Source organism: Pseudomonas flexibilis, from assembly GCF_000802425.1.
GTDB lineage: Bacteria > Pseudomonadota > Gammaproteobacteria > Pseudomonadales > Pseudomonadaceae > Serpens > Serpens flexibilis.
In genome coordinates, this window is the sequence record NZ_JRUD01000005.1 from 61,093 (window position 1) to 83,476 (window position 22,384).

Here is a 22,384-nt window from a genome sequence, read left to right on the forward strand (position 1 = left end):
GGTTCAGCACGCCGGCGCCGGGTCGATCAGACGCTCGAGCGACGCGCGGTCCAGTTGTTCGGTATCCACTTTGATGTACAGGGCGGCTTCCTCAGCCACCACCATGACGTCTGCCACGCCCGGCACCGCCAGCAGGCGCGCGGTCAGCCCGGTATCGGCCAGCGCCGCGCGCGACAGCGACAGGCGCAGGCTGGTGACATAGGGAGGCTCGCGCATGGTAGCAGCAATTGCCAGCCAGATCGCGCACAGCAGCGCACAGCCGATGAAAACCGCGCCCAGTCCGCCCTGCTCCAGCAGCCAGCCGCCGAAGATGCCGCCCAGCGCCGCGCCGAGGAACTGGCTGGTGGAATACACCCCCATCGCCGTGCCCTTGCCGGCCGCCGGCGAGACCTTGCTGACCAGCGAGGGCAACGACGCCTCCAGCAGGTTGAAGGCCATGAAGAACAGGATGGCGCCGATCACCAGCGCGGTCAGACTGTGGCCCAATTGCCAGAAATACAGCTCGCAGACCAGCAGCAGCGCCACCGCGCCGAGCAGCACGCGCTTCATCTGGCGCTTCTTCTCGCCATAGATGATGAACGGCACCATGGCGAAGAAACCCACCAGCATGGCCACCAGGTATACCCACCAGTGCTCGTCGCGCGGCAAACCGGCCTGTTCGACCAGCGTCAGCGGCAGCGCCACGAAGCTGGCCATGAGGATCGCGTGCAGCACCAGGATGCCCACATCCAGGCGCAGCAGCTCGCCATGGCGCAGGATGCTGCCCAGCGCCTGGCGGGCCACGCCGGATTCGCGATGACGCAGCGCCGCCGTGGCCTTGGGCACCATGCCCGCCACGACCACCATGCCGAACAGCGCCATGCCGGCGGTGATCCAGAACAGGCCGGACAGTCCGAAAGCGCGGGTGACCAGCGGGCCGGCCACCATGGCCAGGGCGAAGGACACGCCGATGCTCATGCCGATCAGCGCCATGGCCTTGGTGCGATGCTGTTCGCGGGTCAGGTCGGAGAGCAGCGCCATCACCGCGGCGGAAATCGCCCCGGCGCCCTGCAGCACCCGCCCGGCGATCACACCCCAGATGGAATCGGCATTGGCCGCCAGCGCCGAACCTGCGGCGAAGATCAGCAGGCCGGCATAGATCACCGGGCGCCGACCGATGCGGTCCGACAGCACGCCGAAGGGAATCTGCAGCAGCGCCTGGGTCAGGCCGTAGGCACCAATGGCCAGGCCGATCAGCGCCGGCGTGCTGCCGGCCAGCTCCTGACCATAGGTGGCCAGCACCGGCAGGACCATGAACATGCCGAGCATGCGGAAGGCGAAGACCATGGCCAGCCCGCCGGCGGCCCGGGTCTCGGCAGGGGACATGCGTTCGCTGGATGAATCGTGCATGAACGAACAAGCCTCGTGAAAAGGGCCGCAGATTCTAGCAGGACGACACCGGCTTGGACCGATAAGCGCGCTTGTGACGCGCGTTTCTCCTGCCCGTATACTTCCGCCTTTCCGCCCGCCATGCGAGGCCCGCTGTACGTGGACCAGATCCTGATCCGTGGGGCGCGTACCCACAACCTGAAGAACATCGACCTGACCCTGCCGCGCGACAAGCTGATCGTCATCACCGGCCTGTCCGGCTCCGGCAAGTCCTCCCTGGCCTTCGACACCCTGTACGCCGAGGGCCAGCGCCGCTACGTGGAATCGCTGTCCGCCTATGCGCGGCAGTTCCTTTCGATGATGGAAAAGCCCGACGTGGACACCATCGAGGGCCTGTCGCCGGCGATTTCCATCGAGCAGAAGTCCACCTCGCACAACCCACGCTCCACGGTGGGCACTATCACCGAGATTTACGACTACCTGCGTTTGCTCTACGCGCGGGTCGGCACGCCGCGCTGCCCGGATCACGACATTCCGCTGGAGGCGCAGACCGTCAGCCAGATGGTCGACCAGGTGCTGGGCCTGCCCGAGGGCAGCCGCCTGATGCTGCTGGCTCCGGTGATCCGCGAGCGCAAGGGCGAGCACCTGGCAGTGTTCGACGAGCTGCGCGCCCAGGGCTTCGTGCGCGCGCGAGTCAACGGCCGGCTCTACGAGCTGGACGAGCTGGACGAGCTGCCGGCGCTGGAGAAGCAGAAGAAGCACACCATCGAGGTGGTGGTGGACCGCTTCAAGGTGCGCGCCGACCTGCAGCAGCGTCTGGCCGAATCCTTCGAGACCGCGCTGAAGCTGGCCGACGGCATCGCCCTGGTGGCGCCGATGGACGAAGACGCCACGCAGGAGGAGCTGATCTTCTCCGCGCGCTTCGCCTGTCCGGTATGCGGCCACTCGATCAGCGAGCTGGAGCCCAAGCTGTTCTCGTTCAACAACCCGGCCGGCGCCTGCGGCACCTGCGACGGCTTGGGCGTCAAACAGTTCTTTGATGCCCGCCGGGTAGTGACCGGCAACCTGAGCCTGGCCGCCGGGGCGATTCGCGGCTGGGATCGACGCAACATCTATTACTTCCAGATGCTTGGCTCGCTGGCCGCGCATTATGGATTCGACCTGGATGCGCCGTTCGACAGCCTGAGCGCCGAGAACCAGAAACGCATCCTCTACGGCAGCGGCAAGGAAAGCATCGCCTTCCGCTATCTGAACGACCGTGGCGACATCGTCACCCGCTCGCATCCCTTCGAGGGCATCCTCAACAACCTGGAACGCCGCTACCGGGAGACCAGTTCCGACAGCGTGCGCGAGGAACTGGCCAAGTACCTGGGCACCCAGCCCTGCCCGGACTGCCTGGGCACCCGCCTGCGCCGCGAGGCGCGGCACGTCTGGGTGGGCGAGAAGACGCTGCCCGGGGTGACCGGCCTGCCGGTGGGCGACGCCTGCGACTACTTCGCCGGCCTCAGCCTGAGCGGCCAGCGCGGCGAGATCGCCGCCAAGATCCTCAAGGAAATCCGCGAGCGCCTGCAGTTCCTGGTCAACGTCGGCCTTGACTACCTGACCCTGGACCGCAGCGCCGAGACGCTGTCCGGCGGCGAGGCGCAGCGCATCCGCCTGGCCAGCCAGATCGGCGCCGGCCTGGTGGGCGTCATGTACATCCTCGACGAACCGTCCATCGGCCTGCACCAGCGCGACAACGAGCGCCTGCTGGGCACCCTCACCCACCTGCGCAACCTGGGCAACACGGTGATCGTGGTGGAGCACGACGAGGACGCCATTCGCCTGGCCGACTACGTGGTGGACATAGGCCCCGGCGCCGGCGTGCATGGTGGGCGCATCGTCGCCGAAGGCACGCCCGATGAGATCATGGCGCATGCAGTTTCGCTGACCGGCAAGTACCTGTCCGGCCGTGAGCGCATCCGCTATCCGGCCAAGCGCACCCCTCGAGACAAGAAGAAGCAGCTCATCCTCAAGGGCGCGCGCGGCAACAACCTGCGTAACGTCACCCTGGAGATACCGGTCGGTCTGCTGACCTGCGTCACCGGGGTGTCCGGCTCAGGCAAGTCGACGTTGATCAACAACACCCTGCACCCGATCACCGCCACGGCGCTGAACGGGGCCACCAGCCTGGAAGTGGCGGCCTACGACAGCTTCGACGGCCTGCAGCACCTGGACAAGGTGGTGGATATTGACCAGAGCCCGATCGGCCGGACGCCGCGCTCCAACCCGGCGACCTACACCGGGCTGTTCACACCGATCCGCGAGCTGTTCTCCGGCGTGCCGGAAGCGCGCGCCCGCGGCTATGGTCCGGGGCGGTTCTCCTTCAACGTCAAGGGTGGGCGCTGCGAGGCCTGCCAGGGTGATGGCGTGCTCAAGGTGGAAATGCACTTCCTGCCGGACATCTATGTGGCCTGCGACGTGTGCAAAGGCAAGCGCTACAACCGCGAAACCCTGGAAGTGAAGTACAAGGGCAAGAACATCTATGAAGTGCTGGAGATGACCATCGAGGAAGCGCGTGAGTTCTTCGACCCGGTGCCAGCCGTGGCGCGCAAGCTGCAGACACTGATCGACGTCGGTCTGACCTACATCAAGCTCGGCCAGAGTGCCACCACGCTGTCAGGCGGCGAGGCCCAGCGGGTCAAGCTGGCGCGCGAGTTGTCCAAGCGCGACACCGGCAAGACCCTGTACATCCTCGACGAGCCCACCACCGGCCTGCACTTCGCCGACATCCAGCAATTGCTGGACGTGCTGCACCGGCTGCGCGACCACGGCAACACCGTGGTGGTGATCGAGCACAACCTGGATGTGATCAAGACCGCCGACTGGCTGGTCGACCTGGGCCCCGAAGGTGGCTCGCGGGGCGGCCAGATCATCGCCACCGGCACGCCGGAGCAGGTCGCCGCCAATCCGGCGTCCCACACCGGGCGCTTCCTCAAGCCCCTGCTGGAGCGCGACGCACAACCGCTCGGCGCCTGAGGTTGCCGATACGTCGCCCGTCAGGCGTATCCTGAAAACAAAAAAGCCCGCAGCATGCTGCGGGCTTGTTTTTTCCGGCCTCGATCAGACCAGGGCTTCCTCCACGGGAATCTCCAGCGCCTTGGCGATACCGCTGCCGTAGGCCGGGTCGGCCAGGTAGCAGTGGCGGATGTGGCGCAGCTTGATGTGCCGCTCCACCCCGTTCATGGCCCGGGCGGTGTTGCCGAACAGACGCTCCTGCGCGTCGCTGTCCATCAGGCGGAACAGGTCGCCGGCCTGGGTGAAGTAATCGCTGTCGTCCTCGCGGTAATCGTAGCGATCGGCCGCACCAGCGAGCGCCATCGGCGGCTCGCTGAAGTCCCGCTGCTCCTTCCACTCGCCATAGCTGTTCGGCTCGTAGTGCAAACGGCTGCCGTGGTTGCCGTCCACGCGCATGGCGCCGTCGCGATGGTAGCTGTGGAACGGGCAGCGCGGCGCGTTGACCGGGATCTGGTGGTGGTTGACCCCCAGGCGGTAACGCTGGGCATCGCCGTAGGAGAACAGACGACCCTGCAGCATGCGGTCCGGCGAGAAGCCGATGCCGGGCACCACGTTGGCCGGGGTGAAGGCGGCCTGTTCCACGTCCTGGAAGTAGTTGTCCGGGTTGCGGTTCAGCTCGAAGTAACCGACCTCGATCAGCGGGTAGTCCTTCTTCGACCACACCTTGGTCAGGTCGAACGGGTGGAAGCGGTAGGTCGCCGCGTCGGCCTCCGGCATGATCTGCACGTACAGCGTCCAGCGCGGGTAGTCGCCCCGCTCAATCGCCTCGTAGAGATCGCGCTGCCCGCTCTCGCGGTCATTGGCGACGATCGCCGCCGCCTCGGCATCGGTCAGGTTCTTGATGCCCTGCTGGGTCTTGAAGTGGAACTTGACCCAGTAGCGCTGGTTCTGCGCATTGATGAAGCTGTAGGTGTGCGAGCCGAAACCGTGCATGTGCCGATAGGAGGCCGGAATGCCGCGGTCGCCCATCACGTAGGTCACCTGGTGCAGCGCTTCGGGCAGGCCGGTCCAGAAGTCCCAGTTGTTGTTGGCGCTGCGCATGTTGGTGCGCGGGTCGCGCTTCACGGCGTGGTTGAGGTCGGGGAACTTCAGCGGGTCGCGGAAGAAGAACACCGGCGTGTTGTTGCCCACCAGGTCCCAGTTGCCTTCCTCGGTGTAGAACTTCAGCGCGAAGCCGCGGATATCACGTTCGGCATCTGCCGCGCCCCGCTCACCGGCCACGGTGGAGAAACGGGCGAACATCGGGGTCTGCTTGCCGATCTGCGAGAACACCTTGGCGCGGGTATAGCGAGTGATGTCGTGGGTGATGGTCAGCGTGCCGAAGGCTCCGGAGCCCTTGGCGTGCATGCGCCGCTCCGGAATCACCTCGCGGTCGAAATGGGCAAGCTTTTCCAGGAACCAGACGTCCTGCAGCAGCATCGGCCCGCGCGGGCCCGCGGTCATGACATTCTGGTTCTCGGCTACGGGCGCACCGGCGGCGGTCGTGAGTTTCGGCTTGTCGGTCATCGTCTGGATCCCTCTGGTTTCTTCTCTGGGGAACTGGCGAGCCAGTTCGTTGAAGCGACTATACGTAGCCCCTTCGATAGAAACCCATGACATGACTCAAAGCATTCAATTGAGAAAAACTAACGAAGCATGCGGTCAGTCTTCCCCGAACCGATACTCCAGGCTCAGCCCTGCGTACCAGGTGCGCCCGGCGCCGGGTTCGTAATAGCGGGCGTTGCCGTCGCCGATGATCACCGAACCGATGTACTCGCGCCCCGCGAGATTGTCGATCCGCAGCGTCTCGCGCAGTATCCACGCCCTGTGTCGCTGCTCGAACTGCGCATAGCTGCTGAACAGCGCATACCCCGGCGCCGCGCGATCACGGTTCAGATCATGGACCTCCATGGCGCTGCGCGCGGCCGCCTCCAGCCCCAGCTCCACATCATCGCGTGGCTGCCAGGCCAGCGTCGCGGAAAAACTGTGCTCCGCTATGCCGGGTAGCCGGTTGTCGCTCGCAACGACCTGCCCCTGACTGCTGAAGCGTTTGCTGTACCGCGCATCCAGCCAGGTGTAGGCCAGGCGCGCCTGCAGATAATCCCCCAACGGCTGTTCCAGCCCGATCTCAAACCCGCGTCGTCGCGTTTGGGCCGCGTTCTGGTAGGCCGTGCGACCACCACTTGCCGCAGCCACCACCAACTCATTGTCGGTCCGGATATTAAACCAGGCGGCCTGCAGGCGGCCGTGGCCGGGCAAGGCCGCACGCAGACCCAGCTCGTGCTGCTCGCTGGTGGCCGGACGCAGACCAAAGCCGAAACGACCATCCTCGCCCGAGTACGCCAGCTCACCCAGGGTCGGCGTTTCGAAGCCTTTAGACCAGCCGGCATAGGCCGTCAGCCCAAAGGGGAGCGCATAACCGGCGCCGACGCTGGGGGTGAGTTCGCGGTACGTAACCGCGCCGCTGTCATCGCCGTTTCCGGCGACCACGTAGTGATCGTCCACTTCGAACGCCACTTCGTTGTGGCGCAGACCCACCTGGACATTCAGCTGCTCTCCGTGCCAGGCCAGCTGCAGGTACGGCGCCAGGCTGCGTATCTCGTCTCGCTCATCTCGCCGCAAGCTACCCCGCACGCCCAGCAGATCACCGACAAAATTCTCGTAACCCTGGCGATCATCCACCGATACGTCGTAATCCAGGCCGCCGGTAAGGATCAGCTCGCCGGGCCCGACCAGCCATGGCTGGATCCAGCGGCTATGCAACCCGTAGTAATCGCGCTCGAAATCGACCACGCCACCAGCCTGCGTCGCACTGGCCTGCTGCACCGCTCGGGGGATCGACAGGAACTGCACGACGCGGCGTTTTCCGCCGTACAGCGTGGTCTGCCATTGCGCAGTCCAAAGATCTTGCTGGTAGTTGATGCCCACCTGCTGCTGGTCAACGGACTTTCGCGTGTTGTACAGCAGCGTATTGGCCGAGTTGCTACGTGGGTCCCGCCGATAGGCTGCCCAATCGAGCCCCTGCGGATCCTGGGTGTCGTCCTGCTGCAGATCGCTGTAGATCAAGGCCAGCCGGCGGTCCGCCGGCGTGACAGTCAGCTTGGCGAAGCGCTTGTCGACGCGCGCCGAGCTGTGATGGCGGAAGCCATCCAGATCAAGACTGGACTGGTTGAACACGAGGCCGCCCCAGTCTGTGCCAGACTCCACGCCCACGTGATGCCGCCGCGTACCCCAGCGTCCGAAGGTACTGCCTGCCAGAAGGCGTGGGTCGCCCGTGCCGTCGCGGGAGAACAGCTGGATCACCCCGCCCGAGTTGCTGCCATACACACTGGCGGAGGGACCACGCAGGACTTCGATGTGATCGAGGGTATCCAGATCGAAACTCGAAGCCTGCCCCTGGCCGTCGGGGATACTTGCCGGTATCCCGTCGCTGAGCAGCTTGACGCCGCGGATCCCGAAGGCCGAACGTGCCCCGAAGCCGCGGATCGACAGCTGCGGTTCCTGCGCGAGGTTATGGCGCTGTTGAACGCTGAGACCCGGTACGCCCTGCAATGCTTCCGACAAGTCGATGCCTGGGTGGCCCTGGCGGGCATCGCCAAGGTCGATCCGCTCGACCGAGAAAGGCTGGGTATCCACCGGCGCTTCAAAACGCGTCCCGCTGATCACCATGTGGGCAACTTCAACGGCGGCCAGGGCGGGGGAGCTGGTGAGTAAAAGCAGGACGGCGGAAGCGGCTCTGGGCATCCATTCTCCAAGGCAGGTGCAATGATGTGGCGCGCTGTCAGCGTAGCCGCAAGGAGACCACAGATGGCCATTCGGTTTCGCACAGGCGAAAAAAAACCGGGCCAGGGCCCGGTTTCTTTCTGGATCACGACTTACTCAGCCGCGGCTTCCACGGTACCAGCGACCGGACGGTCAACCAGTTCAACGTAAGCCATCGGGGCGTTGTCGCCAGCGCGGAAACCGCACTTCAGGATGCGCAGGTAGCCGCCCTGACGGGTGGCGTAGCGCTTGCCCAGGTCGTTGAACAGCTTGCCGACAGCAGCCTTGGAGCGGGTGCGGTCGAAAGCCAGACGACGGTTGGCGACGGTGTCTTCCTTGGCCAGGGTGATCAGCGGCTCGGCAACGCGGCGCAGTTCCTTGGCTTTCGGCAGGGTGGTCTTGATCAGTTCGTGCTCGAACAGCGACACCGCCATGTTCTGGAACATGGCCTTGCGGTGGGCGCTGGTGCGGCTCAGGTGACGGCCACTTTTACGATGACGCATGATTGAAATTCCTTACCAAACGTGAAAGTTCGGTGACTGGGGACGATCAGGCGGTGGCCTTATCGTCCTTCTTCAGACTTGCCGGCGGCCAGTTATCGAGGCGCATACCGAGGGACAGACCACGAGAAGCCAGAACGTCCTTGATTTCGGTCAGGGACTTCTTGCCCAGGTTCGGCGTCTTCAACAGCTCGACCTCGGTGCGCTGGATCAGGTCACCGATGTAGTAGATGTTTTCTGCCTTGAGGCAGTTGGCCGAACGGACGGTCAGCTCCAGGTCGTCAACCGGGCGCAGCAGGATCGGATCGATCTCGTCTTCCTGCTCCACTACCACCGGCTCCGCATCACCCTTCAGATCGACGAACGCGGCCAGCTGCTGCTGCAGGATGGTCGCGGCGCGACGGATGGATTCCTCGGGATCGAGGGTGCCGTTGGTTTCCAGGTCGATGACCAGCTTGTCCAGGTTGGTACGCTGCTCGACGCGGGCGTTTTCCACCACGTAAGCGATACGACGGACCGGGCTGAAGGAAGCGTCAAGCTGCAGACGACCAATGCTGCGGCTTTCGTCCTCGTCGCTCTGGCGGGCGTCGGCCGGGACGTAACCACGACCGCGCGCCACCTTGAGCTTCATGTTCAGGGAACCGTTGTCCGCCAGATGAGCGATCACGTGGTCGCCGTTGACGATTTCGACATCGTGATCCAGCTGAATATCGGCGGCGGTGACCACGCCCGGGCCCTTCTTGGAAAGGCTCAGCGTTACTTCATCGCGGCCGTGCAGCTTGATAGCCAGGCCCTTGAGGTTCAGGAGGATCTCGATGACATCTTCCTGAACGCCTTCGATGGCGCTGTACTCGTGGAGCACGCCATCAATCTCGGCCTCGACCACTGCACAGCCAGGCATGGAGGACAACAGGATGCGACGCAGCGCGTTGCCCAAGGTATGGCCAAAGCCACGCTCGAGAGGCTCGAGCGTGATCTTGGCGCGGGTCGGACTGACCGCCTGAACGTCGATATGACGCGGGGTCAGGAACTCATTTACCGAACTCTGCATGGATGCACCTATTTTCTAGCCCTTACTTGGAGTAGAGCTCGACAATCAGGTTTTCGTTGATGTCGGCGGACAGGTCAGAACGGGCCGGAACGCTCTTGAACACGCCCGACTTCTTCTCTGCGTCTACTTCAAGCCATTCGGCACGGCCACGCTGAGCCGCCAGCTCGAGAGCTTGGGCAATACGCAGCTGGTTCTTGGACTTCTCGCGAACAGCAACCACGTCACCGGCTTTCACCTGGTAGGACGGGATGTTCACGGTCTGACCGTTGACGGTGATGGACTTGTGCGACACCAGCTGACGGGATTCGGCGCGGGTGGCACCAAAGCCCATGCGGTAGACGACGTTGTCCAGACGGCACTCGAGCAGTTGCAGTAGGTTTTCGCCGGTAGCGCCCTTGCGACGGGCAGCTTCCTTGTAATAACCGCTGAACTGACGCTCGAGAACGCCGTAGATGCGACGCACTTTCTGCTTTTCACGCAGCTGGGTGCCGTAATCGGACAGACGACCGCGACGCAGGCCGTGCTGGCCGGGAGCCTGTTCGGCCTTGCACTTGGAGTCCAGTGCGCGAGCACCGCTCTTCAGGAACAGGTCGGTGCCTTCACGGCGAGACAGTTTGCATTTGGGACCAATGTAACGAGCCATTTCTCACTGTCTCCTATTACACGCGACGCTTCTTCGGCGGACGGCACCCGTTGTGCGGGATGGGCGTCACGTCGGTGATGCTGGCGATCTTGTAACCGCAGGCGTTCAGTGCGCGGACTGCGGATTCGCGGCCCGGGCCCGGGCCCTTGACGTTCACATCGAGGTTCTTCAGACCGTACTCCAGCGCAGCCTGGCCGGCGCGCTCGGCAGCCACCTGGGCAGCGAACGGAGTGGACTTACGGGAACCACGGAAACCGGAACCACCGGAGGTGGCCCAGGACAACGCGTTGCCCTGACGGTCAGTGATGGTCACGATAGTGTTGTTGAAAGAAGCGTGGATGTGGGCGATGCCATCAACCACCGTCTTTTTGACCTTCTTGCGAGGACGAGCAGCAGGTTTTGCCATGATCAAATTCCTAAGCGATTACTTGCGGATCGGCTTACGCGGGCCCTTACGGGTACGCGCGTTGGTCTTGGTACGCTGACCGTGTACCGGCAGACCGCGACGATGGCGCAGACCGCGGTAGCAACCGAGGTCCATCAGACGCTTGATGTTCATGTTGATCTCACGGCGCAGGTCACCTTCAGTGGTGAGCTTGGCGACTTCGCCGCGGAGCTGCTCGAGCTGCTCGTCGGAGAGATCCTTGATCTTCACCGCCGGATTCACGCCGGTGGTGGCACAGATTTGCTGTGCAGTGGTGCGACCAACACCGTAGATGTAGGTCAGCGAGATAACAGTGTGCTTGTTATCTGGAATGTTGACGCCTGCAATACGGGCCATTCAGTGTGGACTCCAATTGACAGCTACCGACGCCCCGGAAGCCAAGAAATAGGGCGCGCGATATTAGCGCTGTAATAGCAAATGTTCAACCCGGCAGCACACTAGCTGCCGGGCTATTGACGCTGGATCACAATCAGCCTTGGCGCTGCTTGTGGCGCGGCTCCGCCTTGCAGATCACGCGCACGACGCCGTCGCGACGCACGATCTTGCAGTTACGGCACAGCTTCTTGACCGATGCACGAACTTTCATCAGTAACTCCTAGAACCTTACGGCAACCAGGTCAGCGGAGCATGCCGCTGCCATAGCCCTTCAGGTTGGCTTTCTTCATCAGGGAATCGTACTGGTGCGAGACGAGATGGGACTGGACTTGAGACATAAAGTCCATGACCACCACGACCACGATCAGCAGCGAGGTCCCGCCAAGGTAGAACGGCACGTTGGCGGCCACCACCAGGAACTGGGGCAGCAGACACACAGCCGTCATGTACAGAGCACCGAACATGGTCAAGCGGGTCAGGACGCCATCGATGTAGCGCGCCGACTGCTCACCCGGACGGATACCCGGGATAAAGGCACCAGACTTCTTCAGGTTCTCCGCTACGTCCTTCGGATTGAACATCAGCGCCGTATAGAAGAAGCAGAAGAAGATGATCCCTGCACTAAACAGCAAGATGTTCAGCGGCTGGCCCGGAGCGATCGACTGAGAAACATCCTGCAGCCAGCCCATGCTCTCGGACTGACCGAACCACTGACCCAGCGAAGCCGGGAACAACAGGATGCTGCTGGCGAAGATGGCCGGAATAACGCCCGCCATGTTCACCTTCAACGGCAGGTGGCTGGTCTGCGCGGCGAAGACCTTGCGGCCCTGCTGACGCTTGGCGTAGTGCACCGCAATACGGCGCTGGCCACGCTCGATGAACACCACGAAACCGATGATCAGTACGGCCAGCAGGCCGATGACCAGCAGAGCGAAGATGTTGATGTCGCCCTGCCGAGCCGACTCGAACGACTGACCGATGGCCGACGGCAAGCCCGCCACGATGCCGGCGAAGATCAACATGGAGATGCCGTTGCCGACACCCCGTTCGGTGATCTGTTCGCCGAGCCACATCATGAACATGGCGCCAGCTACGAACGTGGTGATGGCCACGAAGTAGAAGCCGAAGTCGGTCGCGAAAGCCACACCCTGGCTCGCCAGGCCAACGGACATGCCAATGGCTTGCACGATGGCCAGCACCAGGGTGCCGTAGCGGGTGTACTGGCTGATCTTGCGACGGCCAGATTCACCTTCCTTCTTCAACTGCTCCAGCTGCGGGCTGACAGCGGTCATCAGCTGCATGATGATCGACGCCGAGATGTACGGCATGATCCCCAGCGCAAAGATGCTCATCCGCTCCAGCGCACCGCCGGAAAACATGTTGAACAGGCTAAGAATGGTCCCCTCATTCTGACGGAAGAGCTCCGCCAGACGGTCAGGATTGATCCCGGGAACCGGGATATGCGCACCAATTCGGTAGACGATGATCGCCAGGAACAGGAAGCGCAGCCGAGCCCACAGCTCGGACAACCCGCCGTTGCTTAGCGCAGAGAGAGCACCTTGCCTAGCCATTTAGTCCTCGATCTTACCGCCAGCTGCTTCGATAGCCGCACGCGCACCCTTGGTGGCGGCGATGCCCTTCAGGGTAACAGCGCGACCAACCTCGCCGGACAGCATGACTTTGACACGCTGCACGTTCTGGTTGATGACGTTGGCATCCTTCAGCGCCTGCAGAGTCACGACGTCACCTTCCACCTTGGCCAGCTCGGAAGTACGTACTTCAGCGCGATCCAGGGCCTTCAGGGAGACGAAGCCGAACTTCGGCAGACGACGGTGCAGCGGCTGCTGGCCACCCTCGAAACCGGGAGCGATGGTGCCGCCGGTACGGGAGGTCTGGCCCTTGTGGCCGCGACCACCGGTCTTGCCCAGGCCGCTACCGATACCACGACCGGGGCGGTGCTTTTCGCGACGGGCGCCGGGCGCGGAGCGCAGATCATTCAGTTTCATGGTTAGCCCTCCACACGCAGCAGATAGTAGGCCTTGTTGATCATGCCGCGGTTTTCAGGAGTGTCCTGGATCTCGACGGTATGACCGATGCGACGCAGACCGAGGCCCTTGACGCACGCCTTGTGGTTGGCCAGGCGGCCGTTCACGCTCTTGACGAGGGTGACTTTGACAGTGTTAGCCATGGTTAGAGGATCTCCTCGACACTCTTGCCACGCTTGGCTGCAACGCTGGCCGGCGCCTGCATGGCCTTCAGACCCTTGAAGGTGGCCTGAACCACGTTCACCGGGTTGGTGGAGCCATAGCACTTGGCCAGGACGTTCTGCACGCCCGCGACTTCCAGGATGGCGCGCATGGCACCACCAGCGATCACACCGGTACCTTCGGAGGCCGGCTGCATGTACACCTTGGAGGCGCCATGAGCAGACTTCAGCGGGTACTGCAGGGTGGTGCCGTTCAGGTCGACCTGGATCATGTTGCGGCGAGCCGCTTCCATGGCCTTCTGAATGGCGGCCGGTACTTCGCGGGACTTGCCGCGACCGAAACCGACACGACCCTTGCCATCACCAACAACGGTCAGCGCGGTGAAGGTGAAGATGCGGCCACCCTTAACGGTCTTGGCAACGCGATTCACCTGAACCAGCTTCTCGATGTAGCCTTCGTCGCGTGCTTCTTCGCGGTTGTCGCGGTTGTCGCGATCGCGCTTTTGCTCGTGATTTGCCATAACTTAGAACTCCAGCCCGCCTTCACGAGCAGCATCAGCCAGCGCCTGGACGCGGCCGTGGTACTTGAAGCCAGAACGGTCGAACGCCACCTGGGTGACACCAGCGGCCTTGGCACGCTCGGCTACCAGCTGACCAACCTTCTTGGCCGCCTCGACGTTGCCAGTGGCACCGTCGCGCAGTTCTTTGTCCAGGGTCGAGGCGGAAGCCAGGACCTTGCCGCCATCGGCCGAGATGACCTGGGCGTAGATGTGCTGGGAAGAGCGGTACACGCAGAGGCGTACGACTTCCAGTTCGCGCATTTTCAGGCGTGCCTTGCGAGCGCGACGCAGACGAGTTTCTTTCTTTTCGCTCATTTGCTATGCCCTACTTCTTCTTGGCTTCTTTGCGAAGGACGACTTCGTCTGCATAACGCACGCCCTTGCCCTTGTACGGCTCGGGACGACGGAAGTCGCGGATTTCGGCGGCAACCTGACCGAGCAGTTGCTTGTCGATACCCTTCAGAACGATGTCGGTCTGGTTGGGGGTCTCGGCAACGATGCCTTCCGGCAGCTCGTAGTCGATCGGATGCGAGAAGCCGAGCGCGAGGTTGAGCACCTTGCCCTTGGCCTGAGCCTTGTAGCCCACACCAACGAGCTGGAGCTTGCGCTCGAAGCCCTGGCTGACACCGAGGACCATGTTGTTGACCAGCGCACGGGTGGTACCGGTCATGGCGCGAGTCTGCTGATCGCCATTGCGAGCAGCAAAGCGCAGCTCTCCGGAATCCTGAATGACTTCAACCGACGGATGCAGCTTCAGCTCGAGAGCGCCCTTGGCACCCTTGACCGACAACAGCTGACCGTTCAGCTTGACTTCAACACCCGCAGGCAGCTTGACGGGGTTTTTAGCAACGCGAGACATGCTTAAACCCCCTTAGAATACGGTGCAGAGGACTTCGCCACCGACACCGGCAGCGCGAGCAGCACGATCAGTCATCACACCCTTGTTGGTGGAAACGATCGAGACGCCCAGACCACCACGCACTTTCGGCAGCTGATCGACGGACTTGTACTGACGCAGGCCGGGACGGCTGGTGCGCTTGAGCTCTTCAATGACCGGACGGCCTTCGAAATACTTCAGCTCGATGGTCAGCAGCGGCTTGGCTTCGCTGCTCACCTGGTAACCCGCAATGTAACCTTCGTTCTTCAGAACGTTGGCAACTGCCACCTTCAGCTTGGAGGACGGCATGCTTACGACGGACTTTTCAGCCATCTGGGCATTACGGATACGAGTTAGCATGTCCGCTAACGGGTCCTGCATACTCATGGGCTTGATGCTCCTAAACAAAAAAACGGCCTTTCGGCGCCTGGAGCGCCAGAGACCGTAACGGCTAAATGCCGGGCTCTGGCGAGCCGGCAATTCTAGAGATTGCTCAAAAACAAATCAAGCCCCGAAAGGGGCTTGATCTGAGAGCCAAAGCGAGGAGCGAACTCCTCGCAGACTGCTTACCAGCTGGCCTTGACCAGACCAGGTACGTCACCGCGCATGGCCGCTTCACGCAGCATGTTACGGGACAGACCGAACTTACGGTACACACCGTGCGGACGGCCGGTCAGACGGCAGCGATTGCGCAGGCGAGCAGCGCTGGCGTCGCGCGGCTGCTTCTGCAGGGCTACCTGGGCTTCCCAACGCGCTTCCGGAGTGGAGTTCGGGTTGGCGATGATAGCTTTCAGCTCGGCACGCTTCTTGGCGTACTTGGCAACCGTTTGCTGACGCTTCAGCTCACGGTTCTTCATGCTCTGTTTGGCCATTGCCTACTCCAGATCAGTTGCGGAACGGGAACTTGAAGGCACGCAGAAGCGCGCGACCTTCGTCGTCGTTACGGGCAGTGGTAGTCAGGGTGATGTCCAGACCACGCAGAGCATCGATCTTGTCGTAATCGATTTCCGGGAAAATGATCTGCTCTTTCACACCCATGCTGTAGTTGCCACGACCATCGAAGGACTTGGCATTCAGGCCGCGGAAGTCACGCACACGCGGCAGGGAAATGGACAGCAGACGGTCCAGGAACTCGTACATGCGATCGCTGCGCAGGGTGACCTTGACCCCGATCGGCCAGCCCTCGCGGACCTTAAAGCCGGCGATGGACTTGCGAGCGTAGGTGACCACCGGCTTCTGGCCGGTGATCTTTTCCAGATCGGCTACCGCGTTCTCGATGACTTTCTTGTCGCCGATCGCTTCGCCCAGACCCATGTTCAGGGTGATCTTGGTGATGCGCGGAACTTCCATCACGTTGGCCAGCTTAAGGTCGTCCTTCAGCTGAGGCGCAATCTGGTTCCGGTAGATCTCTTTGAGTCGTGCCATTGGTTTCTACCTGCTCTTCTCAAGCGCCAACCGGCTTCTGGGTGGACTTGAAGACACGAATTTTCTTGCCGTCTTCAACCTTGAAGCCAACGCGGTCAGCCTTGTTGGTTTCAGCATTGAAGATTGCAACGTTGGACACGTGCAGCGGCGCTTCTTTCTCGACGATACCGCCTTGAACGCCCAGCATCGGGTTCGGCTTGGTGTGGCGCTTCACCAGGTTGACGCCAGCGACGACCAGACGGTCGTCTGCCAGCACCTTGAGCACCTTGCCACGCTTGCCCTTGTCTTTGCCGGCGATGACGATGATCTCGTCGTCACGACGAATCTTTTGCATGACGGCTTCTCCTTACAGCACTTCGGGGGCGAGCGAGACGATCTTCATGAACTTCTCGGTACGCAGTTCACGAGTCACCGGCCCGAAGATACGGGTGCCGATCGGCTCCTGCTTGTTGTTCAGCAGAACCGCGGCGTTGCCATCGAAGCGGATGATCGAACCGTCGGGACGACGCACACCATGACGGGTACGCACGACCACGGCAGTCATGACCTGGCCTTTCTTGACCTTACCGCGCGGAATCGCTTCTTTCACGGTGACCTTGATGATGTCGCCAATACCGGCATAACGACGGTGCGAACCACCCAGGACCTTGATGCACATAACACGACGAGCACCGCTGTTGTCAGCGACGTCGAGCATGGATTGAGTCTGAATCATAAAATTTCTCCGACCCCTAGTCCTTAGACTTCCGCTGCGCGCTCTACGACTTCAACCAGCGCCCAGGACTTGGTCTTGGAAACCGGACGGGTCTCGCGAATGGTGACCAGGTCGCCGATGCGGCACTGATTGGTTTCGTCGTGGGCGTGCAGTTTGGTCGAACGCTTCACATATTTGCCGTAGATCGGGTGCTTTACGCGACGCTCGATCAGAACGGTGATGGACTTGTCCATCTTGTCGCTGACGACACGGCCGGTCAGCGTACGGACGGTTTTCTGAGCTTCAGCCATGATTACTCACCTGCCTGCTGGTTGAGCACAGTCTTGACGCGAGCGATGTCGCGCTTCACTTGCTTGAGCAGGTGAGACTGCCCCAGCTGACCAGTTGCCTTCTGCATGCGCAGATTGAACTGATCGCGCAGCAGGCCGAGCAGCTGCTCGTTCAGCTCCTGCGCCGTTTTTCCACGAAGTTCGTTCGCTTTCATCACATCACCGTCCGCTTAACAAAGGTGGTGGCGAGGGGCAGCTTTGCAGCGGCCAGTGCGAAAGCCTCGCGCGCCAACTCTTCGGAAACACCCTCGATCTCGTAGAGCACCTTGCCCGGCTGAATCTGGGCTACCCAGTACTCGACGCTACCCTTACCTTTACCCATACGAACTTCGAGGGGCTTCTTGGTAACAGGCTTGTCGGGGAACACGCGGATCCAGATCTTGCCGCCACGCTTCACGTGACGAGTCAGTGCACGACGTGCAGCTTCGATCTGACGTGCAGTCAGGCGACCGCGGCTCACGGATTTCAGTGCAAACTCGCCGAAGCTGACTTTGCTACCGCGTTGAGCAAGGCCACGGTTGTGACCGGTCATCTGCTTGCGGAACTTCGTACGCTTGGGTTGCAACATGATGCGTACTCCTTATTTCTTGGCAGCTTTACGAGGAGCGGGCGCTTGCGGCTTCAGCTCTTCGGTGCGGCCGCCAATGACCTCACCCTTGAAGATCCAAACCTTGACACCGATCACACCGTAGGTGGTGTGCGCTTCGTAAGTGGCGTAGTCAATGTCGGCGCGCAGGGTGTGCAGAGGCACACGACCTTCGCGATACCATTCGGTGCGCGCGATTTCCGCACCACCCAGACGACCGCTCACCTGGATCTTGATGCCCTTGGCACCAATACGCATTGCGCTCTGCACCGCACGCTTCATCGCGCGACGGAACATGACACGACGCTCCAGCTGCTGAGCCACGCTCTGTGCAACCAGCATGGCATCGAGTTCCGGCTTGCGGATTTCCTCGATGTTGATGTGCACGGGCACACCCATTTGCTTGGTCAGGTCCTGACGCAGCTTCTCAACATCCTCACCCTTCTTGCCGATCACGATGCCGGGACGAGCGGTGTGGATGGTGATGCGTGCGGTCTGAGCCGGACGAGCGATGTCGATGCGGCTAACGGACGCGTTTTTTAGTTTGTCCTGGAGATACTCACGAACCTTCAGGTCGGCCAGCAGATAGTCGGCGTACTGACGCTTATCTGCGTACCAGACGGAGGTGTGCTCCTTGACGATGCCCAGGCGAATGCCAATGGGATGTACTTTCTGACCCATCTGATCGACCCCTTACTTGTCCGCAACCTTGACAGTGATATGGCAAGACCGCTTGACGATGCGATCAGCACGGCCCTTGGCACGCGGCATGATACGCTTCAGCGAACGCCCTTCGTTGACGAAGACGGTGGAGACCTTCAGGTCGTCCACGTCGGCGCCTTCGTTGTGCTCGGCGTTGGCCACGGCCGACTCCAGCACTTTCTTGATGATCTCGGCGGCTTTCTTGTTGCTGAAAGCCAGCAGGTTGAGCGCTTCGCCCACCTTCTTCCCGCGGATCTGGTCGGCGACCAAGCGGGCTTTCTGGGCGGAGATGCGAGCGCCCGACAGCTTAGCGGCTACTTCCATCGTTCCTTACCCCTTAGCGCTTGGCTTTCTTGTCCGCAGCATGCCCGCGGTAGGTGCGGGTAGCGGCGAACTCGCCCAGTTTGTGGCCAACCATGTCCTCGTTGACGAGCACCGGCACATGCTGGCGGCCGTTGTGGACAGCGATGGTCAGACCAACCATTTGCGGCAGAACGATGGAACGGCGCGACCAGGTTTTCACCGGCTTGCGATCGTTCTTTTCCACCGCCACTTCGACCTTCTTCAACAGGTGAAGATCGATAAAAGGACCTTTTTTCAGAGAACGCGGCACAGTCGTATCCCTCTAGTTACTTACGGCGACGGACGATCATGTTGTCGGTGCGCTTGTTGGTACGGGTCTTCTTACCCTTGGTCGGGAAGCCCCACGGCGACACCGGATGACGACCACCGGAAGTACGACCTTCACCACCACCATGCGGGTGATCAACCGGGTTCATGGCCACACCGCGAACGGTCGGACGGATACCCTTCCAGCGCTTGGCGCCGGCCTTACCCAGCGAACGCAGGCTGTGCTCGTGGTTCGAGACTTCGCCCAAGGTCGCGCGGCACTCGGCCAGAATCTTGCGCATTTCACCGGAGCGCAGGCGGACGGTGACGTAAGCACCTTCGCGAGCGACCAGCTGAACCGATGCACCTGCCGAACGAGCGAGCTGAGCGCCCTTGCCCGGCTTGAGCTCGATGCAGTGGATGGTGGAACCCACCGGAATGTTGCGCAGCGGCAGGGTGTTGCCGGGCTTGATCGGCGCATGGGCGCCAGAGATCAGCTGGTCACCGGCACTGATGCCCTTCGGCGCGATGACGTAGCGACGCTCACCGTCGGCATATTTCAGCAGCGCGATGTGGGCAGTACGGTTCGGATCGTATTCCACGCGCTCGACGATGGCAGGAATGCCATCCTTGTTGCGGCGGAAGTCGACCAGACGGTAGTGCTGCTTGTGACCACCGCCAACGTGGCGAGTGGTGATACGGCCGTTGTTGTTACGACCGCCGGACTTGGACTGCTTTTCGACCAGCGGAGCGTACGGAGCGCCCTTGTGCAGATCCTGGTTGACCACCTTGACGACAAAGCGGCGACCAGCAGAAGTCGGTTTGCATTTAACGATTGCCATGATGCACCCCTTTACTCAGCGCTGCTGGCGAAATCGAGATCTTGACCCGGCTGGAGAGCGATGTACGCCTTCTTCCAGTCGTTGCGCTTGCCCATACCACGCATGGTGCGCTTGGTCTTGCCCTGCACGTTGACAGTGCGGACACCAGCGACCTTGACGTTGAAAAGGACTTCGACGGCCTTCTTGATTTCCAGCTTGGTTGCATCGGTGGCAACCTTGAAAATGAACTGCTTCTTGCTGTCAGCCAGGACAGTGGCCTTCTCGGAGATGTGCGGGCCGAGCAGTACTTTGAATACGCGTTCCTGGTTCATCCCAGCAGCTCCTCGAATTTCTTCACCGCCGACACGGTGATCAGCACCTTGTCGTAGGCAATCAGGCTGACCGGATCGCTGCCCTGGACGTCGCGAACGTCGACGTGCGGCAGGTTACGCGCAGCCAGGTACAGGTTTTGATCGACCGCATCGGTAACGATCAGCACATCGGACAGGTTCAGACCGCCCAGCTTGCTCAGCAGACCCTTGGTCTTCGGAGCATCGACCGAGAACTCTTCAACCACGACCAGGCGATCGGTACGAGCCAGCTCAGCAAGGATGGAGCGCATGGCGGCGCGGTACATCTTCTTGTTGAGCTTCTGGGAGTGATCCTGCGGCTTGGCGGCAAAGGTCACGCCGCCGCTGCGCCAGATGGGGCTGCGGATGGAACCGGCGCGAGCACGACCAGTACCCTTCTGACGGAACGGCTTGGCACCGCCACCAGAAACTTCAGCACGGGTCTTCTGGGCGCGGGTGCCTTGACGGCCACCAGCCATGTAGGCCACGACTGCCTGGTGTACCAGGGTCTCGTTGAACTCACCGCCGAAGATACGATCGGAAACTTCGATCGCCTGAGCGCCATTTACATTCAATTGCATCTCAGTTTCTCCCCTTACGCCTTGACAGCCGGACGGACGATAACGTCGCCACCGGTAGCGCCCGGAACGGCACCCTTGACCAGCAGCAGGTTACGTTCGGCATCGACGCGCACCACTTCCAGGGACTGCACGGTCACGCGCTCAGCGCCGAGATGACCGGACATCTTCTTGCCCTTGAAAACACGACCAGGAGTCTGGCACTGGCCAATGGAACCCGGAACGCGGTGGGAGACGGAGTTGCCGTGGGTGTTGTCCTGACCACGGAAGTTCCAGCGCTTGATGGTACCGGCAAAGCCTTTACCCTTGGACTGGCCGGTGACATCCACCAGCTGACCAGCCTGGAAAATTTCCGCCTTGATCTCATCACCAGCCTGGTACTCGCCGTCTTCAAGACGGAATTCCAGGACGGCACGACCAGCAGCGACATTTGCCTTGGCGAAGTGACCGGCTTGAGCCTTGGTCACGCGGGAAGCGCGACGCTCGCCGACAGTCACCTGCACGGCACGATAGCCATCGCTCTCTTCGTTCTTGAACTGGGTGACGCGATTCGGCTCGATCTCGATGACCGTAACCGGAATAGAGACACCTTCCTCGGTGAAAATGCGGGTCATGCCGCACTTACGACCGACTACACCAATAGTCATGTTGTAAAACCTCATGAGTGTACGGGGCTTTCACCCGCTATGGCCGCCCATTTCAGAGCGTTACACGACTAAAACCGGGAGGTTTTAGCCGAGGCTGATCTGCACTTCCACGCCAGCCGCAAGATCGAGCTTCATCAGCGCATCGACGGTTTTGTCGGTCGGCTGAACGATGTCCAGCACGCGCTTGTGGGTACGAATTTCATACTGATCGCGCGCGTCTTTGTTGACGTGCGGAGAGATCAGCACAGTGTACCGCTCCTTGCGGGTAGGCAGAGGAATCGGACCACGCACCTGAGCCCCAGTACGTTTCGCGGTTTCCACGATTTCCTGGGTGGATTGATCGATCAGGCGATGGTCAAAAGCCTTCAACCGAATACGGATTTGTTGGTTTTGCATTTTGACCTCAGACTCCAATTTGCCATCCCCAACGGACGGACTACGCCCGTTAAAAGGAGGCGCAATTGTACGGATGCCCCCAGGGGGTGTCAATCTTTGATCAGTCAAACAAAAAGGGCCCCGAAGGGCCCTTTCTGCGCAGTTCCCCGATTACTCGAGGATCTTGGCAACCACGCCGGCGCCAACGGTACGGCCACCTTCGCGAATCGCGAAACGCAGGCCGTCTTCCATGGCGATCGGAGCGATCAGGGTGACGGTCATCTTGATGTTGTCACCCGGCATTACCATCTCGACGCCTTCCGGCAGCTCGCAGTTACCGGTCACGTCAGTGGTACGGAAGTAGAACTGCGGACGGTAGCCCTTCAACCCTTTGCCTACTACCACCTTGCGGCCCCGGGGGGAT

33 protein-coding genes are annotated in these 22,384 nt (G+C 61.6%); 1 reads left to right on the top strand and 32 read right to left on the bottom strand.

Translation table 11 applies throughout. The features are described from left to right. Window positions 1–3: 3 nt before the first annotated feature. Window positions 4–1,389: an MFS transporter gene (locus SF06_RS04750; protein ID WP_039560186.1), complete on the bottom strand. Its 1,386-nt coding sequence runs from the start codon at window positions 1,387–1,389 to the stop codon at window positions 4–6. A 138-nt stretch (window positions 1,390–1,527) separates the two neighbouring features. Here SF06_RS04750 and uvrA point away from each other — a divergent pair, with 138 nt between their 5' ends. Next, a complete protein-coding gene (uvrA, locus tag SF06_RS04755; RefSeq protein ID WP_039560196.1) occupies window positions 1,528–4,386 on the top strand; it encodes an excinuclease ABC subunit UvrA in 2,859 nt (952 codons plus the stop codon). Between the two features lie 84 nt (window positions 4,387–4,470). Here the strand turns inward: uvrA and SF06_RS04760 are convergent, their stop codons facing one another. The 31 genes from SF06_RS04760 to SF06_RS04910 form a co-directional block, all read right to left on the bottom strand. Continuing rightward, the gene (locus SF06_RS04760; RefSeq protein ID WP_039560187.1) at window positions 4,471–5,931 is read right to left on the bottom strand and encodes a catalase; all 1,461 of its coding nucleotides are present in this window, start codon (window positions 5,929–5,931) and stop codon (window positions 4,471–4,473) included. A gap of 135 nt (window positions 5,932–6,066) precedes the next feature. Next, window positions 6,067–8,148 carry a TonB-dependent receptor family protein gene (locus SF06_RS04765; protein ID WP_039560188.1) on the bottom strand — a complete coding sequence of 694 codons (2,082 nt, stop codon included), beginning with the start codon at window positions 8,146–8,148 and terminating at the stop codon, window positions 6,067–6,069. A 131-nt stretch (window positions 8,149–8,279) separates the two neighbouring features. Further along, the gene (gene rplQ, locus SF06_RS04770; protein ID WP_027590524.1) at window positions 8,280–8,669 is read right to left on the bottom strand and encodes a 50S ribosomal protein L17; all 390 of its coding nucleotides are present in this window, start codon (window positions 8,667–8,669) and stop codon (window positions 8,280–8,282) included. A gap of 46 nt (window positions 8,670–8,715) precedes the next feature. Next, window positions 8,716–9,717 (bottom strand): DNA-directed RNA polymerase subunit alpha, encoded by a 1,002-nt coding sequence (locus tag SF06_RS04775; protein WP_027590523.1) that lies wholly within the window; start codon window positions 9,715–9,717, stop codon window positions 8,716–8,718. 22 nt (window positions 9,718–9,739) lie between these two features. Continuing rightward, window positions 9,740–10,360: a 30S ribosomal protein S4 gene (rpsD, locus tag SF06_RS04780; protein WP_027590522.1), complete on the bottom strand. Its 621-nt coding sequence runs from the start codon at window positions 10,358–10,360 to the stop codon at window positions 9,740–9,742. A 16-nt stretch (window positions 10,361–10,376) separates the two neighbouring features. Then, window positions 10,377–10,766: a 30S ribosomal protein S11 gene (rpsK, locus tag SF06_RS04785; protein WP_003093689.1), complete on the bottom strand. Its 390-nt coding sequence runs from the start codon at window positions 10,764–10,766 to the stop codon at window positions 10,377–10,379. Window positions 10,767–10,784: 18 nt separating this feature from the next. After that, the gene (gene rpsM / locus SF06_RS04790; RefSeq protein ID WP_027590521.1) at window positions 10,785–11,141 is read right to left on the bottom strand and encodes a 30S ribosomal protein S13; all 357 of its coding nucleotides are present in this window, start codon (window positions 11,139–11,141) and stop codon (window positions 10,785–10,787) included. Between the two features lie 133 nt (window positions 11,142–11,274). After that, on the bottom strand, window positions 11,275–11,391 hold the full coding sequence (gene rpmJ, locus SF06_RS04795; RefSeq protein WP_027590520.1) for a 50S ribosomal protein L36: 117 nt from the start codon (window positions 11,389–11,391) through the stop codon (window positions 11,275–11,277). Window positions 11,392–11,422: 31 nt separating this feature from the next. Next, window positions 11,423–12,751 carry a preprotein translocase subunit SecY gene (gene secY, locus SF06_RS04800; protein ID WP_039560189.1) on the bottom strand — a complete coding sequence of 443 codons (1,329 nt, stop codon included), beginning with the start codon at window positions 12,749–12,751 and terminating at the stop codon, window positions 11,423–11,425. Further along, window positions 12,752–13,186: a 50S ribosomal protein L15 gene (gene rplO, locus SF06_RS04805; protein WP_027590518.1), complete on the bottom strand. Its 435-nt coding sequence runs from the start codon at window positions 13,184–13,186 to the stop codon at window positions 12,752–12,754. Window positions 13,187–13,188: 2 nt separating this feature from the next. After that, on the bottom strand, window positions 13,189–13,368 hold the full coding sequence (rpmD, locus tag SF06_RS04810) for a 50S ribosomal protein L30 (protein WP_027590517.1): 180 nt from the start codon (window positions 13,366–13,368) through the stop codon (window positions 13,189–13,191). 2 nt (window positions 13,369–13,370) lie between these two features. Further along, window positions 13,371–13,907 (bottom strand): 30S ribosomal protein S5, encoded by a 537-nt coding sequence (rpsE, locus tag SF06_RS04815; protein WP_037008931.1) that lies wholly within the window; start codon window positions 13,905–13,907, stop codon window positions 13,371–13,373. Window positions 13,908–13,910: 3 nt separating this feature from the next. Further along, the gene (rplR, locus tag SF06_RS04820; protein ID WP_027590515.1) at window positions 13,911–14,261 is read right to left on the bottom strand and encodes a 50S ribosomal protein L18; all 351 of its coding nucleotides are present in this window, start codon (window positions 14,259–14,261) and stop codon (window positions 13,911–13,913) included. A gap of 10 nt (window positions 14,262–14,271) precedes the next feature. After that, window positions 14,272–14,805, bottom strand: coding sequence for a 50S ribosomal protein L6 (rplF, locus tag SF06_RS04825; RefSeq protein WP_027590514.1), 534 nt, complete (start codon window positions 14,803–14,805; stop codon window positions 14,272–14,274). Between the two features lie 12 nt (window positions 14,806–14,817). Further along, window positions 14,818–15,210, bottom strand: a complete 393-nt coding sequence (rpsH, locus tag SF06_RS04830; RefSeq protein WP_027590513.1) for a 30S ribosomal protein S8 — start codon at window positions 15,208–15,210, stop codon at window positions 14,818–14,820. A gap of 179 nt (window positions 15,211–15,389) precedes the next feature. Then, window positions 15,390–15,695: a 30S ribosomal protein S14 gene (gene rpsN, locus SF06_RS04835; protein ID WP_027590512.1), complete on the bottom strand. Its 306-nt coding sequence runs from the start codon at window positions 15,693–15,695 to the stop codon at window positions 15,390–15,392. A 13-nt stretch (window positions 15,696–15,708) separates the two neighbouring features. Continuing rightward, window positions 15,709–16,248 carry a 50S ribosomal protein L5 gene (rplE, locus tag SF06_RS04840; RefSeq protein ID WP_027590511.1) on the bottom strand — a complete coding sequence of 180 codons (540 nt, stop codon included), beginning with the start codon at window positions 16,246–16,248 and terminating at the stop codon, window positions 15,709–15,711. A gap of 19 nt (window positions 16,249–16,267) precedes the next feature. Beyond that, window positions 16,268–16,582, bottom strand: coding sequence for a 50S ribosomal protein L24 (gene rplX / locus SF06_RS04845; protein WP_027590510.1), 315 nt, complete (start codon window positions 16,580–16,582; stop codon window positions 16,268–16,270). 12 nt (window positions 16,583–16,594) lie between these two features. Further along, window positions 16,595–16,963 (bottom strand): 50S ribosomal protein L14, encoded by a 369-nt coding sequence (gene rplN, locus SF06_RS04850; RefSeq protein WP_003281831.1) that lies wholly within the window; start codon window positions 16,961–16,963, stop codon window positions 16,595–16,597. A gap of 23 nt (window positions 16,964–16,986) precedes the next feature. Beyond that, complete coding sequence (gene rpsQ / locus SF06_RS04855; RefSeq protein WP_027590509.1) at window positions 16,987–17,253, bottom strand: 30S ribosomal protein S17; 267 nt, start codon at window positions 17,251–17,253, stop codon at window positions 16,987–16,989. A 2-nt stretch (window positions 17,254–17,255) separates the two neighbouring features. Further along, on the bottom strand, window positions 17,256–17,447 hold the full coding sequence (gene rpmC, locus SF06_RS04860) for a 50S ribosomal protein L29 (protein ID WP_027590508.1): 192 nt from the start codon (window positions 17,445–17,447) through the stop codon (window positions 17,256–17,258). Beyond that, a complete protein-coding gene (rplP, locus tag SF06_RS04865; RefSeq protein ID WP_027590507.1) occupies window positions 17,447–17,860 on the bottom strand; it encodes a 50S ribosomal protein L16 in 414 nt (137 codons plus the stop codon). The genes rpmC and rplP overlap by 1 nt, the downstream gene beginning before the upstream one ends. A 12-nt stretch (window positions 17,861–17,872) precedes the next feature. Beyond that, window positions 17,873–18,559: a 30S ribosomal protein S3 gene (gene rpsC, locus SF06_RS04870; RefSeq protein ID WP_027590506.1), complete on the bottom strand. Its 687-nt coding sequence runs from the start codon at window positions 18,557–18,559 to the stop codon at window positions 17,873–17,875. Between the two features lie 12 nt (window positions 18,560–18,571). Continuing rightward, window positions 18,572–18,904 (bottom strand): 50S ribosomal protein L22, encoded by a 333-nt coding sequence (rplV, locus tag SF06_RS04875; RefSeq protein ID WP_027590505.1) that lies wholly within the window; start codon window positions 18,902–18,904, stop codon window positions 18,572–18,574. A 13-nt stretch (window positions 18,905–18,917) separates the two neighbouring features. Beyond that, window positions 18,918–19,193, bottom strand: coding sequence for a 30S ribosomal protein S19 (gene rpsS, locus SF06_RS04880; RefSeq protein WP_027590504.1), 276 nt, complete (start codon window positions 19,191–19,193; stop codon window positions 18,918–18,920). Between the two features lie 16 nt (window positions 19,194–19,209). After that, entirely contained in the window at window positions 19,210–20,031 is an 822-nt protein-coding gene (rplB, locus tag SF06_RS04885) for a 50S ribosomal protein L2 (RefSeq protein ID WP_027590503.1), read from the bottom strand. 11 nt (window positions 20,032–20,042) lie between these two features. Continuing rightward, a complete protein-coding gene (rplW, locus tag SF06_RS04890; RefSeq protein WP_027590502.1) occupies window positions 20,043–20,342 on the bottom strand; it encodes a 50S ribosomal protein L23 in 300 nt (99 codons plus the stop codon). Then, window positions 20,339–20,941, bottom strand: coding sequence for a 50S ribosomal protein L4 (rplD, locus tag SF06_RS04895; protein WP_027590501.1), 603 nt, complete (start codon window positions 20,939–20,941; stop codon window positions 20,339–20,341). Before rplD ends, rplW begins: the two co-directional genes overlap by 4 nt. A 14-nt stretch (window positions 20,942–20,955) precedes the next feature. Then, window positions 20,956–21,585, bottom strand: coding sequence for a 50S ribosomal protein L3 (gene rplC, locus SF06_RS04900; RefSeq protein WP_027590500.1), 630 nt, complete (start codon window positions 21,583–21,585; stop codon window positions 20,956–20,958). A gap of 84 nt (window positions 21,586–21,669) precedes the next feature. Then, the gene (rpsJ, locus tag SF06_RS04905; protein ID WP_003243886.1) at window positions 21,670–21,981 is read right to left on the bottom strand and encodes a 30S ribosomal protein S10; all 312 of its coding nucleotides are present in this window, start codon (window positions 21,979–21,981) and stop codon (window positions 21,670–21,672) included. Between the two features lie 150 nt (window positions 21,982–22,131). Continuing rightward, window positions 22,132–22,384, bottom strand: a 253-nt coding sequence (locus tag SF06_RS04910) for an EF-Tu C-terminal domain-related protein (RefSeq protein WP_234703296.1), incomplete at its 5' end; no start/stop codon positions are given.

Bases quoted from the DNA above. Each gene is read 5' to 3' on its own strand.
- SF06_RS04750 (WP_039560186.1), bottom strand. From the start codon at position 1,389: ATGCACGATTCATCCAGCGAACGCATGTCCCCTGCCGAGACCCGGGCC.
- SF06_RS04760 (WP_039560187.1), bottom strand. From the start codon at position 5,931: ATGACCGACAAGCCGAAACTCACGACCGCCGCCGGTGCGCCCGTAGCC.
- SF06_RS04765 (WP_039560188.1), bottom strand. From the start codon at position 8,148: ATGCCCAGAGCCGCTTCCGCCGTCCTGCTTTTACTCACCAGCTCCCCC.
- rplQ (WP_027590524.1), bottom strand. From the start codon at position 8,669: ATGCGTCATCGTAAAAGTGGCCGTCACCTGAGCCGCACCAGCGCCCAC.
- SF06_RS04775 (WP_027590523.1), bottom strand. From the start codon at position 9,717: ATGCAGAGTTCGGTAAATGAGTTCCTGACCCCGCGTCATATCGACGTT.
- rpsD (WP_027590522.1), bottom strand. From the start codon at position 10,360: ATGGCTCGTTACATTGGTCCCAAATGCAAACTGTCTCGCCGTGAAGGC.
- rpsK (WP_003093689.1), bottom strand. From the start codon at position 10,766: ATGGCAAAACCTGCTGCTCGTCCTCGCAAGAAGGTCAAAAAGACGGTG.
- rpsM (WP_027590521.1), bottom strand. From the start codon at position 11,141: ATGGCCCGTATTGCAGGCGTCAACATTCCAGATAACAAGCACACTGTT.
- rpmJ (WP_027590520.1), bottom strand. From the start codon at position 11,391: ATGAAAGTTCGTGCATCGGTCAAGAAGCTGTGCCGTAACTGCAAGATC.
- secY (WP_039560189.1), bottom strand. From the start codon at position 12,751: ATGGCTAGGCAAGGTGCTCTCTCTGCGCTAAGCAACGGCGGGTTGTCC.
- rplO (WP_027590518.1), bottom strand. From the start codon at position 13,186: ATGAAACTGAATGATCTGCGCTCCGCGCCCGGCGCCCGTCGCGAAAAG.
- rpmD (WP_027590517.1), bottom strand. From the start codon at position 13,368: ATGGCTAACACTGTCAAAGTCACCCTCGTCAAGAGCGTGAACGGCCGC.
- rpsE (WP_037008931.1), bottom strand. From the start codon at position 13,907: ATGGCAAATCACGAGCAAAAGCGCGATCGCGACAACCGCGACAACCGC.
- rplR (WP_027590515.1), bottom strand. From the start codon at position 14,261: ATGAGCGAAAAGAAAGAAACTCGTCTGCGTCGCGCTCGCAAGGCACGC.
- rplF (WP_027590514.1), bottom strand. From the start codon at position 14,805: ATGTCTCGCGTTGCTAAAAACCCCGTCAAGCTGCCTGCGGGTGTTGAA.
- rpsH (WP_027590513.1), bottom strand. From the start codon at position 15,210: ATGAGTATGCAGGACCCGTTAGCGGACATGCTAACTCGTATCCGTAAT.
- rpsN (WP_027590512.1), bottom strand. From the start codon at position 15,695: ATGGCCAAACAGAGCATGAAGAACCGTGAGCTGAAGCGTCAGCAAACG.
- rplE (WP_027590511.1), bottom strand. From the start codon at position 16,248: ATGGCACGACTCAAAGAGATCTACCGGAACCAGATTGCGCCTCAGCTG.
- rplX (WP_027590510.1), bottom strand. From the start codon at position 16,582: ATGCAAAAGATTCGTCGTGACGACGAGATCATCGTCATCGCCGGCAAA.
- rplN (WP_003281831.1), bottom strand. From the start codon at position 16,963: ATGATTCAGACTCAATCCATGCTCGACGTCGCTGACAACAGCGGTGCT.
- rpsQ (WP_027590509.1), bottom strand. From the start codon at position 17,253: ATGGCTGAAGCTCAGAAAACCGTCCGTACGCTGACCGGCCGTGTCGTC.
- rpmC (WP_027590508.1), bottom strand. From the start codon at position 17,447: ATGAAAGCGAACGAACTTCGTGGAAAAACGGCGCAGGAGCTGAACGAG.
- rplP (WP_027590507.1), bottom strand. From the start codon at position 17,860: ATGTTGCAACCCAAGCGTACGAAGTTCCGCAAGCAGATGACCGGTCAC.
- rpsC (WP_027590506.1), bottom strand. From the start codon at position 18,559: ATGGGTCAGAAAGTACATCCCATTGGCATTCGCCTGGGCATCGTCAAG.
- rplV (WP_027590505.1), bottom strand. From the start codon at position 18,904: ATGGAAGTAGCCGCTAAGCTGTCGGGCGCTCGCATCTCCGCCCAGAAA.
- rplB (WP_027590503.1), bottom strand. From the start codon at position 20,031: ATGGCAATCGTTAAATGCAAACCGACTTCTGCTGGTCGCCGCTTTGTC.
- rplW (WP_027590502.1), bottom strand. From the start codon at position 20,342: ATGAACCAGGAACGCGTATTCAAAGTACTGCTCGGCCCGCACATCTCC.
- rplD (WP_027590501.1), bottom strand. From the start codon at position 20,941: ATGCAATTGAATGTAAATGGCGCTCAGGCGATCGAAGTTTCCGATCGT.
- rplC (WP_027590500.1), bottom strand. From the start codon at position 21,585: ATGACTATTGGTGTAGTCGGTCGTAAGTGCGGCATGACCCGCATTTTC.
- rpsJ (WP_003243886.1), bottom strand. From the start codon at position 21,981: ATGCAAAACCAACAAATCCGTATTCGGTTGAAGGCTTTTGACCATCGC.